This window comes from Pseudomonas sp. NFACC41-3 (assembly GCF_900109505.1).
Lineage (GTDB): Bacteria > Pseudomonadota > Gammaproteobacteria > Pseudomonadales > Pseudomonadaceae > Aquipseudomonas > Aquipseudomonas chlororaphis.
In genome coordinates this window covers 374,976-389,893 of sequence record NZ_FOAE01000006.1, presented here as the reverse complement: position 1 = coordinate 389,893, position 14,918 = coordinate 374,976, and the positions used below count along the sequence as shown (strand labels likewise).

The window sequence follows — 14,918 nt, the reverse complement described above, 5'->3', positions numbered from 1 at the left end:
AATTCCCTATGACTATCCGTGACTTACGGACTCTGGAATGTCCATTGCGTTCAATCACCACGTCTTGACAGACGGGCAAATGACGCCCTTGGCGGAAAAATGCTTATAATGCCCAGCGATTTTTCCGCGATTTATCTGCTGCGTGAGCCGATTCCTGACTGTGAATACCTGACGCCCAATTCATTCCTTTCTCTGGAAATCCAAAAGCCTTGATTCGTCTGCTGAAGTTTTTCGGGTGGTCCATCGTCGCTGTGTTCTGCGGGCTGCTCCTCGCTCTCTCCGGCGCGTTTCTCTATCTTAGTCCTGGGTTACCGTCGGTAGAGGCGCTCAGAAGTATCCAGTTGCAGATTCCCCTGCGGGTGTACAGCAGCGACGGCAAGTTGATTGCAGAATTCGGCGAAATGCGCCGCACTCCAATCCGTTTCGCCGACATTCCCCCCAACTTCATTAATGCGTTACTAAGTGCTGAAGACGACAATTTCGCCAACCACTACGGCGTCGATCCCAGCAGCCTGATGCGTGCCGCGACCCAGCTGGTCAAGAGCGGGCACATCCAGTCCGGCGGCAGCACCATCACCATGCAGGTGGCGAAGAACTTCTTCCTGAGCAGCGAACGCAGCTTCTCGCGCAAGACCACCGAGATCCTCCTGGCCCTGCAAATCGAGCGCCAACTGACCAAGGACGAGATCCTCGAGCTGTACGTCAACAAGATCTACCTGGGTAACCGCGCCTACGGCATCGAGGCCGCGGCCCAGGTGTATTACGGCAAGTCGATTCGCGATGTCAGCCTGGCGCAGATGGCGATGATCGCCGGCCTGCCGAAAGCGCCGTCGCGCTTCAACCCGCTGGCCAACCCGGCGCGCAGTAAAGAGCGCCGCGACTGGATCCTCGGGCGCATGTACAAGCTCGGCAAGATCAGCGAGGCGGACTACACCGCGGCGATCAACGAGCCTCTGAACGCCAGCTATCACGTGCCGACGCCGGAAGTGAACGCACCGTACATCGCCGAAATGGCTCGCGCCGAGATGGTCGGTCGTTACGGCAGCGATGCCTATACCGAAGGTTTCCGCGTTACCACCACGGTGCCGAGCGATCTGCAGGAACTGGCCAACACCGCCGTCCATGAAGGCCTGATCACCTACGACCAGCGCCATGGCTATCGCGGCCCCGAGTCGCGCCTGCCCGGCAAGACCCACGCCGCCTGGGCCCAGGAACTGACCAAGCAACGCAGCATCAGCGGCCTGGAACCGGCGATCGTCACCCAGGTCGACAAGAACGGCCTGCAGGTACTGACCCGCACCGGCGAAGAGCACGTAGGTTGGGACAGCATGAAATGGGCGCGCCCGTTCCTGAACACCAACAGCATGGGCGCCGCTCCCAAGCAGCCGAGCGATGTCGCCCAGGTCGGCGACCTGATTCGCGTGCAGCGCCAGGCAGACAACTCGCTCAAGTTCCGCCAGATCCCGGTCGTTCAGGGCGCGCTGGTGTCCCTCGACCCGCAAAACGGCGCCATTCGCTCGCTGGTGGGCGGCTTCGCCTTCGAGCAGAGCAACTACAACCGGGCGTTGCAGGCCAAGCGCCAACCCGGTTCCAGCTTCAAGCCGTTCGTCTATAGCGCCGCGCTGGACAATGGCTACACCGCCGCCAGCCTGGTGAACGATGCGCCGATCGTGTTCGTCGACGAGTACCTGGACAAGGTCTGGCGTCCGAAAAACGACACCAACACCTTCCTCGGCCCGATCCGCATGCGCGAGGCGCTGTACAAGTCGCGCAACCTGGTTTCGATCCGCCTCCTGCAGAGCCTGGGCGTGGACCGTACCATCGACTACATCAGCAAGTTCGGCTTCAACAAACAGGACCTGCCGCGCAACCTGTCGCTGGCCCTGGGCACCGCGACCCTGACCCCGATGGAAATCGCCACTGGCTGGAGCGTGTTCGCCAACGGCGGCTACAAGGTCACGCCGTACATCATCGACAAGATCGAAAGCCGCAACGGCGAAACCCTGTTCACCGCCAACCCGCCAAGCGTACCGACTGGCGACACGGCCAGCAGCGGGATCGCGGCACCAACAGAACAAAGCTTCACGGTGAACAACGTTCCTGGCGAAACCCCGAGCCAGGCACCTGTACAGGCACCTGCGGTGGCCGAACGCATCATCGATGGCCGCACCACCTACATCCTCAACAGCATGCTGGAAGACGTGATCAAACTCGGCACCGGGCGACGCGCCCTGGCCCTGGGCCGCACCGACCTGGCCGGCAAGACCGGGACCACCAACGAATCCAAGGACGCCTGGTTCTCCGGCTACAACGCCGACTACGTGACCACGGTCTGGACCGGTTTCGACCAGCCGGAAAGCCTGGGACGCCGCGAGTACGGCGGCACCGTGGCCCTGCCGATCTGGATGAACTACATGGGTGCCGCCCTCAAGGACAAGCCGGCCCATACCCAGGCCGAACCGGAAGGCATTCTCAGCCTGCGGGTCGATCCGGTCAGCGGCCGCGCCGCGACACCGGGCACGCCGAACGCCTACTTCGAACTGTTCAAGAGCGAAGACACTCCGCCTTCGGTCAACGAACTGGGCAATGGCTACGCTCCTGGCAGCCCGCTGCCGGCGGACGAGTCGGCGCCGATCGATCTGTTCTGACCGCCTTCGCGGGCAGACCTCTCCACTGGAACGAGGTCTACCCGCGACAAAGCCGCCACGGATCTCCCCCCGATCCAAAACGACACCCACAAAAAAGCCCCGACTCTCGCGAGCCGGGGCTTTTTTTCAACACGTCTTCGACTTAGCCGTTGAACACGTCATCCACGCTTTTGAGCGGGTAGTTCTTCGGATACGGCAGGGTCGCCACGCCGGTCTCGATCGCGGCCTTGGCCACGGCATCGGAGATCACGGTGATCAGACGGGCATCCATTGGTTTCGGAATGATGTACTCACGACCGAATTCCAGCTTGATGCCGCCGTAGGCGTCGCACACTTCCTGAGGCACCGGCAGCTTGGCCAGTTCGCGCAGGGCGTTGGCCGCGGCCACTTTCATTTCTTCGTTGATGCGCTTGGCGCGAACGTCCAGGGCACCACGGAAGATGAACGGGAAGCCCAGCACGTTGTTGACCTGGTTCGGGTAGTCCGAACGGCCGGTGGCCATGATCACGTCGTTGCGGGTGGCGTGCGCCAGTTCCGGGGCGATTTCCGGATCAGGGTTCGAGCAGGCGAACACGATCGGGTTGGCAGCCATGGAGCTCAGGCCTTCGGCGCTCAGCAGGTTCGGGCCGGACAGGCCAACGAACACGTCGGCACCTTTGAGGGCGTCAGCCAGGGTGCGCTTGTCGGTCGTATGGGCGAAGACCGCCTTGTACTGGTTCAGGTCGTCGCGCTCGGAGTGGATCACGCCGGTACGGTCGACCATGAAGATGTTTTCGATCTGGGCGCCCATGCTCACCAGCAGCTTCATGCAGGAGATGGCGGCGGCGCCAGCGCCCAGGCAGACGATCTTCGCGTCCGGCAGGGTTTTGCCAGCGATTTCCAGGGCGTTGATCATGCCGGCTGCGGTCACGATAGCGGTGCCGTGCTGGTCATCGTGGAATACCGGAATGTCGCACTGCTCGATCAGGGCGCGCTCGATCTCGAAGCACTCTGGCGCCTTGATGTCTTCCAGGTTGATGCCACCGAAGGTGATGGAGATGCGCTTGACGGTGTCGATGAAGGCTTGCGGGCTTTCGGAGTCGACTTCGATGTCGAATACGTCGATGCCGGCGAAGCGCTTGAACAGCACGCCCTTGCCTTCCATCACCGGCTTGGAGGCCAGCGGGCCGAGGTTACCCAGGCCGAGAATCGCGGTGCCATCGGAAATGACTGCAACCAGGTTGCCCTTGCCGGTGTATTTGTAGGCCAGCTCAGGATCGCGGGCGATTTCGCGTACTGGTTCGGCTACGCCGGGGCTGTAGGCCAGCGACAGGTCGCGAGCGGTAGCGGTGGCCTTGGTGAGCTCGACACTCAGTTTCCCTGGACGGGGATTGGCGTGATATTCGAGAGCGGCAGTTTTCAAATCAGACATGTGGGCATTCCGCTTTTTACTGTTGGACAGACGGACCGCCGAGGATACGCGTGTCGCAAAGTCCCTACAAGACTGACCAGTCACCCCTGTCAAGGCCCGCAGGCTACGACTTTGGGCCAAGAGCCACGGAACACAAGGGATAGACTGTTCACAATCGAAATAAAAAATGTCTACAATTTTTTATTTATTGAACCAGCTGGAACATTCCGGGATGGGTCAACGGCAACATCCAGCGCGCCTGACCCGATTTCAAGCCACCCTTGCGTGAACGATCGAGCACCCAGCCGCGCGCCTCGATCTGCTGCCCCGGTAGGCGATCCAGCTGCACGCCATCGAATTGGCCAAGCAGATTGGGTGCAATGCGCAATACAACCGAATCCTGCAATTCGATCCAGACACCGCCCCGATTGCGTTGCACCTTGCTCACCCGACCACTGAGCAGCGCAAATCCGGAGGCCTTTATCTGATCCGCTTTCAGTACAGACGATTGCCGCCACAGCCCCAGCCGGGCCTGCCGGGCGCTACGCTCGGCGGCTTGCTGACAGCTGAACAAATCGACGTTCGGCGCAACCGCCACCTGGTAGCCCAGGCCTTCGGCAAGCAATTGCGCCTCAAGGTTGGCGCCATCGGCACCATAGACATGGGCCAGGGTCCGCCCATAGTGATCCCTGCTTTCCCGACCGGGAAGCAGGCCGACCCGACCGTTGCTGGCCTTCACCAACGCCTGCAGGCGCTGGCGGGCGGCAACCGCGAAGGGCTCGTCGGTGCGGCCTTTCTTACCCAGTTCCGGCGCATTGAGGCCGATCATGCGCACACTGCGGCCATCGACGAGACGCAAGGTGTCGCCATCGACCACCCGCTGGACCTGCACAGAGGCCAGCCCGACCGGCGCCGGGCAGAACGCCTGGGCGCTGGAGAGCCAAATCGCGGACACAAAAAAGGCGCCCGCAAGGGACGCCTTTTTCATCAGCGAGGAGAAGCTGAAACAGCTTTCCAGACCGATCAGCCTTAGGCCTTTTTCGCGCCGAAAGCGCCGAAACGGTCGGCGAACTTCTGAACGCGGCCGCCGGTATCCAGAGTCTTCTGCTTACCGGTGTAGAACGGGTGGCATTCGTTGCAAACGTCGATCGCCAGCGGCTTAGCGAAGGTCGAACGAGTTTCGAACTTGTTGCCGCAGCTGCAGGTTACGGCAACTGCTGGGTATTCTGGATGGATATCGGCTTTCATGGTGTCTTCCTCAGGCTAGCGTGCCGCCACCCAACACTATTGTTGAATACCGCACGTAATTAGGCCGCGGATTCTACCAGACCTTTGCGATCACGCAAGCTGTCCCTTGCACCGACCGTCTGCTAGGCTCCGGGCCTTCTTCACCGCCCGTTCAATGAGATTTCCCCGCGTGCCCGACGCCATTTTGCGCCTCGCCCTGCCCTCCCCCCTGCGCCGCCTGTTCGATTACCGGGCCCCTGCCGGCGTACTGCGCACCCAGCTGCATCCGGGCATGCGCCTGCGAGTGCCGTTCGGTCGCCGGGAAATGATCGGCATCCTGGTCGAGGTCACGGACAGCAGCGAAGTCCCGGCCGAGAAACTCAAACCGGCACTGGCCCTGCTGGACGCCACCCCGCCGCTGCCGCCCGCGCTGTTCAAGCTGTGCCTGTGGACCGCGCAGTACTACCAGCACAGCCTCGGCGACACCCTGAGCTGGGCGCTGCCGGTCCTGCTGCGCCAGGGCGAGCCGGCCGAGGCCCGGCAGGAACGCTTCTGGTCGGTCAGCCCCGGCGCCAGTCTCGACGATCCACGCATCGCCCGCGCCCCACGCCAGCGCGAAGCTCTGGCGACCCTGGCCCAGCATCCTCACGGTGTCGCCCACCAGTTACTGAGCAAGCTGATGCTGAGCAAAGACAGCCTGGACCTGTTGCTGGCCAAGGATCTGGTGCAGGTGGAAGTCCGCCGGCACGCCCCGGGCGAACGCCACGAACATTGGCTGGCCCAGCCGGAACTGCCGCTCAACAGCGAACAGCGCGCCGCCTATGAGGCCATCCGCTCCGGCTTCGACAGCTATCACGCCTTCCTGCTGGCCGGGGTCACCGGCAGCGGCAAGACCGAAGTCTATCTGCAGCTGATCCGCGAAACCCTGGAAGCCGGCAAGCAGGCGCTGGTGCTGATCCCGGAAATCAACCTCGGCCCGCAGACCCTGGCGCGCTTCGAACAACGTTTCAACGCCCGCATCGCCCTGCTGCACTCGGCGGTCAACGACCGCGAGCGCCTGGATGCCTGGCTGGCGGCCCGCGACGGCGAGGCCGACATTATTATCGGCACCCGCTCGGCACTGTTCACGCCGATGAAGAACCCCGGGCTGATCATCATCGATGAAGAGCACGACGGCTCCTATAAACAGCAGGAAGGCCTGCGCTACCACGCCCGCGACCTGGCCCTGGTCCGCGCCCGCCAGGAAAACATCCCCATCGTGCTGGGCTCCGCCACCCCGTCGATGGAAAGCCTGCACAACGCCTACACCGGCCGTTATGGCCTGTTGCGGCTGAACGAGCGGGCCGGCGGCGCCAAGCAGCCGCGCTTCCTGCGCCTGGATGTGAAGAGCCGGCCGCTGGACAGTGGCATTTCCGGCCCCATGCAACAAGCCATCGGCCAGACCCTGGCGGCAGGCCAGCAGGTGCTGGTGTTCCTCAATCGTCGTGGTTTTGCGCCGACCCTGCTGTGCCACGACTGCGGCTGGATGTCCGAGTGCGAACGCTGCGACGCGCGGATGACCGTGCACCAGCGCTACGGCGAGCTGCGCTGCCACCACTGCGGTCACTCCGAGCGCGTGCCGCGGCATTGCCCGAAATGCGGCAAGGTCGACCTGCGCCCGGTCGGCGCCGGCACCGAGCGCGCCGAAGAGCGGCTGGCAATCCTGTTCCCGGACTACCCGGTGCTGCGGGTCGATCGCGACAGCACCTCGCGCAAGGACGCGATGAACCAGTTGTTCGCCACTATCCAGAAGGGCCAGCCCTGCATCCTCGTGGGCACCCAGATGCTCGCCAAGGGGCACCACTTCCCGCGGGTGACCCTGGTCTCGATCCTCGATGCCGACGGCGGCCTGTTCTCCGGCGACTTCCGCGCCAGCGAACGCATGGCGCAACTGATCGTCCAGGTCGCCGGGCGGGCCGGGCGGGCCGAAGAGCCGGGCAAGGTGATCATCCAGACCCACCTGGCCGACCATCCGCTGCTGGTGCAATTGACCGAGCAGGGTTACTTCGCTTTTGCCGAACAGGCCTTGAGCGAACGCCGCGCCGCTGGCCTGCCGCCGTTCGCCCATCTGGCGCTGCTGCGCGCCGAGGCGCACAAGCCGGGACAGGCCGAAGGCTTCCTCGACGAAGCCTGCAGCGAGGCCGAACGCTTGCTGGCCGAGATGAACCTGGGCGGTATCGAATTGCTGGGGCCGGTACCGGCGCCCATGGAGCGCCGCGCCGGGCGTTACCGCGCGCAACTGCTGTTACAGGCCAATGCGCGGGCGCCGCTGCACAAGCTGTTGAGTCACTGGCTGCTGGTGCTGGAACAGATGCCCAGCGGGCGCCAGGTACGCTGGTCGCTGGATGTTGACCCTGTGGACCTGTATTGATAGAAGAACGGCCATCTCAGGCAAGCACACCTCTGTAAGCGAGGCTTGCCCGCGATGTGGCCCGAATAGCCACCGCATATCCACAAGCGGCCCGCTATAGTTGGCAAGCCCGTCTTCGCAACGGATAATGCCCAGTTTTTCCACCTGCGCATCGAAGCGCCGCCGCGCCAGCGGTTGAAAGAGAAGACCATGAAAGACACCATTCGCCAGCTCATCCAGCAAGCCATCACCCAACTCGTCACCGAAGGTGTGTTGCCAGAAGGCCTGACGCCGGCGATCCAGGTAGAAAACTCCCGCGACAAGACCCACGGCGACTTCGCCAGCAACATCGCCATGATGCTGGCCAAGCCGGCCGGCATGAAACCACGCGACCTGGCGGAAAAAATCATCGCCGCCCTGCCCGCCGACGAACAGGTCAGCAAGGCCGAGATCGCCGGCCCCGGCTTCATCAACTTCTTCCAGAACACCCAGGCCCTGGCCACCCGCCTGGATGCCGCCCTCGCCGACGCCCACCTCGGCGTGCGCAAAGCCGGCGCGTTGCAGCGCACCGTGGTCGACCTGTCGGCACCGAACCTGGCCAAAGAGATGCACGTCGGCCACCTGCGCTCGACCATCATTGGCGACGGTGTGGCGCGGGTCCTGGAGTTTCTCGGCGATACCGTGATCCGCCAGAACCATGTGGGCGACTGGGGTACCCAGTTCGGCATGCTGATGGCCTACCTGCAGGAAAACCCGATCAACAGCGACGAGCTGTCGGACCTGGAAAACTTCTACCGCGCCGCCAAGCAGCGCTTCGACGAATCCGAAGAGTTCGCCGACCGTGCCCGCGGCCTGGTGGTCAAGCTGCAGGCCGGTGACGCGGACTGCCTGGAACTGTGGACCAAGTTCAAGGACATCTCCCTGTCCCACTGCCAGAAGATCTACGAACTGCTGAACGTCAAACTGACCATGGCCGACGTGATGGGCGAAAGCGCCTACAACGACGACCTGATCAACGTGGTCAACGACCTCAAGGCCAAGGGCATGCTGGTCGAGAGCAACGGCGCCCAGTGCGTGTTCCTCGACGAGTTCAAGAACGCCGAAGGCGAGCCGCTGCCGGTGATCATCGTCAAGGCCGACGGCGGCTACCTGTACGCCACCACCGACCTGGCCGCCGTGCGCTACCGCAGCGGCAAGCTCAAGGCCGACCGCGCGCTGTACTTCGTCGACCAGCGCCAGGCCCTGCACTTCCAGCAAGTGTTCGCGGTGGCCCGCAAGGCCGGCTTCGTGACCCACCCGATGGACATGGAGCATATGGGCTTCGGCACCATGAACGGCGCCGACGGCCGTCCGTTCAAGACCCGCGACGGCGGCACCGTGAAGCTGATCGACCTGCTGACCGAAGCCGAAGAGCGCGCCTACAGCCTGGTCAAGGAAAAGAACCCGGAGCTGGCCGAGGCCGATCTGCGCAACATCGCCAAGGTGGTGGGCATCGACTCGGTGAAATACGCCGACCTGTCCAAGCACCGCACCAGCGACTACAGCTTCAACTTCGACCTGATGCTGAACTTCGAAGGCAACACCGCGCCTTACCTGCTGTACGCCTACACCCGCGCCGCCGGTGTGTTCCGCAAGCTGGGCAAGGACTTCAGCGAAGTGCAGGGCCAGATCACCCTCGAAGCCGCCCATGAGCTGGAGCTGGCGGCCAAGCTGGCGCAGTTCGGCGAAGTGCTGAACAACGTGGCCGACAAGGGTACGCCGCACATCCTGTGCACTTACCTTTACGACGTGGCCGGGCTGTTCTCCAGCTTCTACGAGAACTGCCCGATCCTCAGTGCCGAATCGCCGACGCAGATGCAGAGTCGCTTGCGCCTCACCGAGCTGACCCGTCGTACCCTCAAGCAAGGTCTGGAGTTGCTGGGCCTGAAAGTTCTGGAGCAAATGTAAGTTGGCTGCCAAGAAAAAACCTGCACCCAAGCGTGGCGCCAGCCGTTACCAAGCTCCTGCGAAGCAACCGATCCCGGGTTGGTTGTGGATGGCCATCGGCCTGGCCGTGGGCGCCTTCATCGTGTTCCTGATGAAGCTCGAGCCGGGCAAGGGCGGTGACAGCGTCAAGCGCGAGCGGCTGGAGCAACAGAAAACCACCAAGATCGCCGAGGCCAACAAGACCCCGCCGAGCCCGCAGCAACCGGTGAAGCCGAAGTACGACTTCTACACCCTGCTGCCGGAATCGGAAGTGATAGTGCCGCCGGAAGCGGTGCCGGAAAAAACCCTGCCGACGCCGCAGACCGCGCCGGTGGTTCCGACCACGCCGGTGACCCCGGCGGAAGCGGCGAAGATCGACACCGCGCGGGCCCAGGCAGCCCTGGCCGGCATCACCCCGCCGCCCGCACCACCGGTGGCGCAGGTGGCGAAGGCCGCGCCGGTGACCCGATTCTTCCTGCAGGCCGGTTCGTTCCGCAAGCAGACCGATGCCGACAAGGTCCGCGCGCAGATCATCCTGCTGGGGCAATCGGTGTCCGTCGAGTCCGGCACCGTCAAGGACGAGACCTGGTACCGCGTACTGGTCGGCCCGTTCAGCAACCGCGAACAGCTGACCACCGCGCAGAAGCAACTGGCCGGCGCCGGCTTCAGCAACCTGCTGTTACAACAGCGCCAGAGCCGCTAAGACGACCGATCGCGAGCAAGATCGCTCCTACAAGGCCTGCGTCAAACCTGTAGGAGCGAGCTTGCTCGCGATGACGTCCTCATTGACACCGCCTCCCCCAGCAGCAAAGACCGCTCGTCCCACAACCCCCAGCGCAGTTGAAAAACCCCACGTCACCCCCATATGAGTTCCCATCAGGGCATTTTCGCCCCGCAGCGTGGAGACTCTCCCCTTGACCACCATCGTTTCAGTCCGCCGCTTCGGCAAAGTCGTCATGGGCGGCGACGGCCAGGTTTCCCTCGGCAACACCGTGATGAAAGGCAACGCGAAAAAGGTTCGCCGCCTGTATCACGGCCAGGTCATCGCCGGCTTTGCCGGGGCCACCGCTGACGCCTTCACCCTGTTCGAACGCTTCGAAGGCCAGCTTGAGAAGCATCAGGGGCATCTGGTACGCGCCGCCGTCGAACTGGCCAAGGAATGGCGTACCGATCGCTCCCTCAGCCGCCTCGAAGCCATGCTCGCGGTCGCCAACAAGGACGCCTCCTTGATCATCACCGGCAACGGTGACGTGGTCGAGCCGGAAGACGGCCTGATCGCCATGGGCTCCGGCGGCGCCTACGCCCAGGCCGCGGCCAGCGCCCTGCTGAAGAAAACCGACCTGTCGGCCCGCGAAATCGTCGAAACCGCCTTGGGCATCGCCGGCGACATCTGCGTATTCACCAACCACACCCAGACCATTGAGGAGCAGGATCTCGCGGAATAAGCCTGTTTCGGCCATCGCGCCACGGCATTCATTCTTGCTTGAGGACCGCCAATTACTATGCCCATGACCCCCCGCGAAATCGTCCACGAACTCAACCGCCATATCATCGGCCAGGACGATGCCAAGCGCGCCGTCGCCATCGCGCTGCGTAACCGCTGGCGCCGCATGCAGCTGCCTGAAGAGCTGCGTGCCGAAGTGACCCCGAAGAACATCCTGATGATCGGCCCGACCGGCGTCGGCAAGACCGAGATCGCCCGGCGCCTGGCCAAGCTGGCCAACGCTCCGTTCATCAAGGTCGAAGCGACCAAGTTCACCGAAGTCGGTTATGTCGGCCGCGACGTTGAATCGATCATCCGCGACCTGGCCGATGCCGCGATCAAACTGTTCCGCGAACAGGAAATGACCCGCGTGCGCCACCGCGCCGAAGATGCCGCCGAAGAACGCATCCTCGATGCCCTGCTGCCGCCGGCGCGCATGGGCTTCAGCAACGAGGACGCCGCCCCGGCCCAGGACTCCAACACCCGCCAGCTGTTCCGCAAGCGCTTGCGCGAAGGCCAGCTGGACGACAAGGAAATCGAGATCGAAGTGGCTGAAGTCAGCGGCGTCGACATTTCCGCGCCACCGGGCATGGAAGAGATGACCAACCAGCTGCAGAGCCTCTTCGCCAACATGGGCAAGGGCCAGCGCAAGAACCGCAAGCTCAAGATCAAGGACGCGCTCAAGCTGATCCGCGACGAAGAAGCCAGCCGCCTGGTCAACGATGAAGAACTCAAGGCCAAGGCCCTGGAAGCGGTCGAACAGCACGGCATCGTGTTCATCGACGAAATCGACAAGGTTGCCAAGCGCGGTAACTCCGGTGGCGTCGACGTCTCTCGCGAAGGCGTCCAGCGCGACCTGCTGCCGCTGATCGAGGGCTGCACCGTCAACACCAAGCTGGGCATGGTCAAGACCGACCATATCCTGTTCATCGCTTCCGGCGCGTTCCACCTGAGCAAGCCAAGTGACCTGGTGCCCGAGCTGCAAGGCCGCCTGCCGATCCGCGTCGAGCTCAAGGCGCTGTCGCCGGAAGACTTCGAGCGGATTCTCAGCGAGCCTCACGCCTCCCTGACCGAGCAATATCGCGAGTTGCTGAAAACCGAAGGTTTGGTCATCGAGTTCCAGGCGGACGGTATCAAGCGCCTGGCGGAGATCGCCTGGCAGGTCAACGAGAAGACCGAGAACATCGGCGCCCGTCGCCTGCACACCCTGCTCGAGCGCTTGCTCGAAGAGGTGTCGTTCAGCGCCGGCGACCTGGCCAGCGCCCACAACGAAGAGCCGATCCGCATCGACGCCGCCTACGTCAACAGCCACCTGGGCGAATTGGCGCAGAACGAAGACCTGTCCCGTTATATCCTGTAACGAGCACGTTCCCGCGACAGCGAGCAAGCTCGCTGTCGCGGGGATTCCTTGTACAGACGGACCGCAGGCTGCCCCATGACCACTCGACTTCCCACCGCCATCAACCTGCACAAAGCCTCGAAGACCCTGACGCTGACCTACGCGCCAGACGAGGTCTACCACCTGCCCGCCGAATTCCTGCGGGTGCACTCCCCCTCCGCCGAGGTCCAGGGCCACGGCAAACCCATCCTGCAATTTGGCAAGATCGGCGTCGGCCTGACCAAGGTCGAACCGGCCGGTCAGTACGCACTGAAATTGACCTTCGACGACGGGCATGACAGCGGCCTGTTCACCTGGGACTACCTGTACCAGTTGGCGGTGCGTCAGGACGATCTGTGGAAGGATTATCTTGCCGAACTTCAAGCAGCCGGAAAGTCCCGCGATCCAAATGAGTCTATCGTCAAGCTGATGCTCTAGATCAGACCTCTGAAGCTTTAGAGGGCATTTTCTAGATTCATCTGTTTGAATGCTGGGCTGCATGGCCAACGATTGGCCTGCTTGCGAAAAAAATTAAACTCGGGTAACCAATGGAGCTGGCAAGTTCCCTGCAGTGTTCTCTGAACAAAAAAGCAGTAATGCAGAATCAACGGTCACCCGAGCAGTAGTACCTGGCATTTTTGCTGTGTGACTACACAGCAGGTCCGGTACTCGTCTCAGGACAATGGAGCGTCGTAGATGAGTAACAAGAATAACGATGACCTGAAACGCCAAGCCTCGGAAAACACTCTGGGCCTGAATCCTGTCATCGGTTTACGTCGGAAAGATCTGCTTACCTCTGCTCGTATGGTGCTGACCCAGGCCATCAGACAACCGCTGCACAGCGCCAAACATGTGGCCCATTTCGGCGTCGAATTGAAGAACGTGATATTCGGAAAATCGACGCTGCAGCCGGAGAGCGATGACCGTCGCTTCAACGATCCGGCCTGGAGCCAGAACCCACTGTACAAGCGTTATCTGCAAACCTACCTGGCGTGGCGCAAGGAGCTTCACGACTGGATCGGCCAGAGCAACCTCTCCGAACAGGACATCAGTCGCGGCCACTTCGTCATCAACCTGATGACCGAAGCCATGGCGCCGACCAACACCGCCGCCAACCCCGCGGCAGTCAAACGCTTCTTCGAAACTGGCGGTAAAAGCCTGCTCGATGGCCTCTCCCATCTGGCCAAGGACCTGGTGCACAACGGCGGCATGCCGAGCCAGGTCAACATGGACGCCTTCGAGATCGGCAAGAACCTGGGCACCAGTGAAGGCGCAGTGGTGTTTCGCAACGACGTGCTGGAACTGATCCAGTACCGCCCGGTGACCGAACAGGTGCACGAGCGCCCGCTGCTGGTGGTCCCGCCACAGATCAACAAGTTCTATATCTTCGACCTCAGCCCGGACAAGAGCCTGGCGCGCTTCTGCCTGCGCAATGGCGTGCAGACCTTTATCGTCAGTTGGCGCAACCCGACCAAGGCGCAGCGCGAGTGGGGCCTGTCGACCTACATCGAAGCGCTGAAAGAAGCGGTCGATGTGGTCACCGCCATTACCGGCAGCAAGGACGTGAACATGCTCGGTGCCTGCTCCGGCGGCATCACCTGCACCGCGCTGCTGGGGCACTACGCAGCCTTGGGCGAGAAGAAGGTCAATGCCCTGACCCTGCTGGTCAGCGTGCTCGATACCACCCTCGATACCCAGGTGGCGCTGTTCGTCGACGAGCAGACCCTGGAGGCCGCCAAGCGTCACTCCTACCAGGCCGGCGTGCTGGAGGGCCGCGACATGGCCAAGGTCTTCGCCTGGATGCGGCCCAACGACTTGATCTGGAACTACTGGGTGAACAACTACCTGCTGGGCAACGAGCCGCCGGTGTTCGACATCCTGTTCTGGAACAACGACACCACCCGGTTGCCCGCGGCCTTCCACGGCGACCTGATCGAAATGTTCAAAAACAATCCGCTGATCCGCCCCAATGCACTGGAAGTGTGCGGCACGCCGATCGACCTGAAGCAGGTCACCACCGACATCTTCTCCCTGGCCGGCACCAACGACCACATCACCCCGTGGAAGTCCTGCTACAAGTCGGCCCAGCTGTTCGGCGGCAAGGTCGAATTCGTCCTCTCCAGCAGCGGGCATATCCAGAGCATCCTGAATCCGCCGGGCAACCCCAAGTCGCGCTACATGACCAGCGAAGAGATGCCGCCCAGCGCCGACGCCTGGCAGGAAAACTCGACCAAGCACACCGACTCCTGGTGGCTGCACTGGCAGGCCTGGCAGGCGGAGCGTTCGGGCAAACTGAAAAAGACGCCGAGCATTCTCGGCAACAAGGCGTATCCAGCGGCCGAGGCGGCGCCGGGTACTTATGTCCATGAACGTTAACCGATAGCAAGCCTGTAGGATCGAGCCGCTTGCGAGCATGCTGCTGCGCAAGCGACTCCCCC

General features: G+C 62.7%; 11 protein-coding genes. 8 read left to right on the top strand and 3 right to left on the bottom strand.

From position 1 onward, the window contains the following. The first annotated feature begins 212 nt into the window (after nucleotides 1–212). A complete protein-coding gene (locus BMY68_RS26335; protein ID WP_164485849.1) occupies nucleotides 213–2,648 on the top strand; it encodes a penicillin-binding protein 1A in 2,436 nt (811 codons plus the stop codon). Between the two features lie 142 nt (nucleotides 2,649–2,790). Here the strand turns inward: BMY68_RS26335 and BMY68_RS26330 are convergent, their stop codons facing one another. The 3 genes from BMY68_RS26330 to rpmE all read right to left on the bottom strand — a co-directional run bounded on the left by BMY68_RS26330 (nucleotide 2,791) and on the right by rpmE (nucleotide 5,286). Continuing rightward, complete coding sequence (locus tag BMY68_RS26330) at nucleotides 2,791–4,059, bottom strand: malic enzyme-like NAD(P)-binding protein (RefSeq protein ID WP_085533518.1); 1,269 nt, start codon at nucleotides 4,057–4,059, stop codon at nucleotides 2,791–2,793. Nucleotides 4,060–4,243: 184 nt separating this feature from the next. Then, entirely contained in the window at nucleotides 4,244–5,026 is a 783-nt protein-coding gene (locus tag BMY68_RS26325; protein ID WP_085533516.1) for a thermonuclease family protein, read from the bottom strand. 41 nt (nucleotides 5,027–5,067) lie between these two features. After that, the gene (gene rpmE, locus BMY68_RS26320; RefSeq protein WP_007925855.1) at nucleotides 5,068–5,286 is read right to left on the bottom strand and encodes a 50S ribosomal protein L31; all 219 of its coding nucleotides are present in this window, start codon (nucleotides 5,284–5,286) and stop codon (nucleotides 5,068–5,070) included. Between the two features lie 169 nt (nucleotides 5,287–5,455). Between rpmE and BMY68_RS26315 the strand changes: the two genes are divergently transcribed. From BMY68_RS26315 to phaC, 7 genes are all read left to right on the top strand, one after another. After that, complete coding sequence (locus BMY68_RS26315; RefSeq protein ID WP_085533514.1) at nucleotides 5,456–7,675, top strand: primosomal protein N'; 2,220 nt, start codon at nucleotides 5,456–5,458, stop codon at nucleotides 7,673–7,675. A gap of 189 nt (nucleotides 7,676–7,864) precedes the next feature. Then, complete coding sequence (argS, locus tag BMY68_RS26310) at nucleotides 7,865–9,601, top strand: arginine--tRNA ligase (protein ID WP_085533512.1); 1,737 nt, start codon at nucleotides 7,865–7,867, stop codon at nucleotides 9,599–9,601. A gap of 1 nt (nucleotide 9,602) precedes the next feature. Next, complete coding sequence (locus BMY68_RS26305; protein WP_007925864.1) at nucleotides 9,603–10,322, top strand: SPOR domain-containing protein; 720 nt, start codon at nucleotides 9,603–9,605, stop codon at nucleotides 10,320–10,322. Between the two features lie 211 nt (nucleotides 10,323–10,533). Next, nucleotides 10,534–11,064, top strand: a complete 531-nt coding sequence (hslV, locus tag BMY68_RS26300; RefSeq protein WP_007925866.1) for an ATP-dependent protease subunit HslV — start codon at nucleotides 10,534–10,536, stop codon at nucleotides 11,062–11,064. 57 nt (nucleotides 11,065–11,121) lie between these two features. After that, nucleotides 11,122–12,462 carry an ATP-dependent protease ATPase subunit HslU gene (gene hslU / locus BMY68_RS26295; RefSeq protein WP_085533510.1) on the top strand — a complete coding sequence of 447 codons (1,341 nt, stop codon included), beginning with the start codon at nucleotides 11,122–11,124 and terminating at the stop codon, nucleotides 12,460–12,462. Nucleotides 12,463–12,537: 75 nt separating this feature from the next. Beyond that, nucleotides 12,538–12,918, top strand: coding sequence for a gamma-butyrobetaine hydroxylase family protein (locus BMY68_RS26290; RefSeq protein ID WP_009041814.1), 381 nt, complete (start codon nucleotides 12,538–12,540; stop codon nucleotides 12,916–12,918). A gap of 258 nt (nucleotides 12,919–13,176) precedes the next feature. Beyond that, nucleotides 13,177–14,856 (top strand): class II poly(R)-hydroxyalkanoic acid synthase, encoded by a 1,680-nt coding sequence (gene phaC, locus BMY68_RS26285; protein ID WP_085533509.1) that lies wholly within the window; start codon nucleotides 13,177–13,179, stop codon nucleotides 14,854–14,856. The last annotated feature ends 62 nt before the right edge of the window (nucleotides 14,857–14,918 follow it).

Excerpts from the sequence above, each read along its gene's own strand:
- argS (WP_085533512.1), top strand. The coding sequence starts at position 7,865 with ATGAAAGACACCATTCGCCAGCTCATCCAGCAAGCCATCACCCAACTC.
- BMY68_RS26325 (WP_085533516.1), bottom strand. The coding sequence starts at position 5,026 with ATGAAAAAGGCGTCCCTTGCGGGCGCCTTTTTTGTGTCCGCGATTTGG.
- BMY68_RS26330 (WP_085533518.1), bottom strand. The coding sequence starts at position 4,059 with ATGTCTGATTTGAAAACTGCCGCTCTCGAATATCACGCCAATCCCCGT.
- rpmE (WP_007925855.1), bottom strand. The coding sequence starts at position 5,286 with ATGAAAGCCGATATCCATCCAGAATACCCAGCAGTTGCCGTAACCTGC.
- phaC (WP_085533509.1), top strand. The coding sequence starts at position 13,177 with ATGAGTAACAAGAATAACGATGACCTGAAACGCCAAGCCTCGGAAAAC.
- hslU (WP_085533510.1), top strand. The coding sequence starts at position 11,122 with ATGCCCATGACCCCCCGCGAAATCGTCCACGAACTCAACCGCCATATC.
- BMY68_RS26290 (WP_009041814.1), top strand. The coding sequence starts at position 12,538 with ATGACCACTCGACTTCCCACCGCCATCAACCTGCACAAAGCCTCGAAG.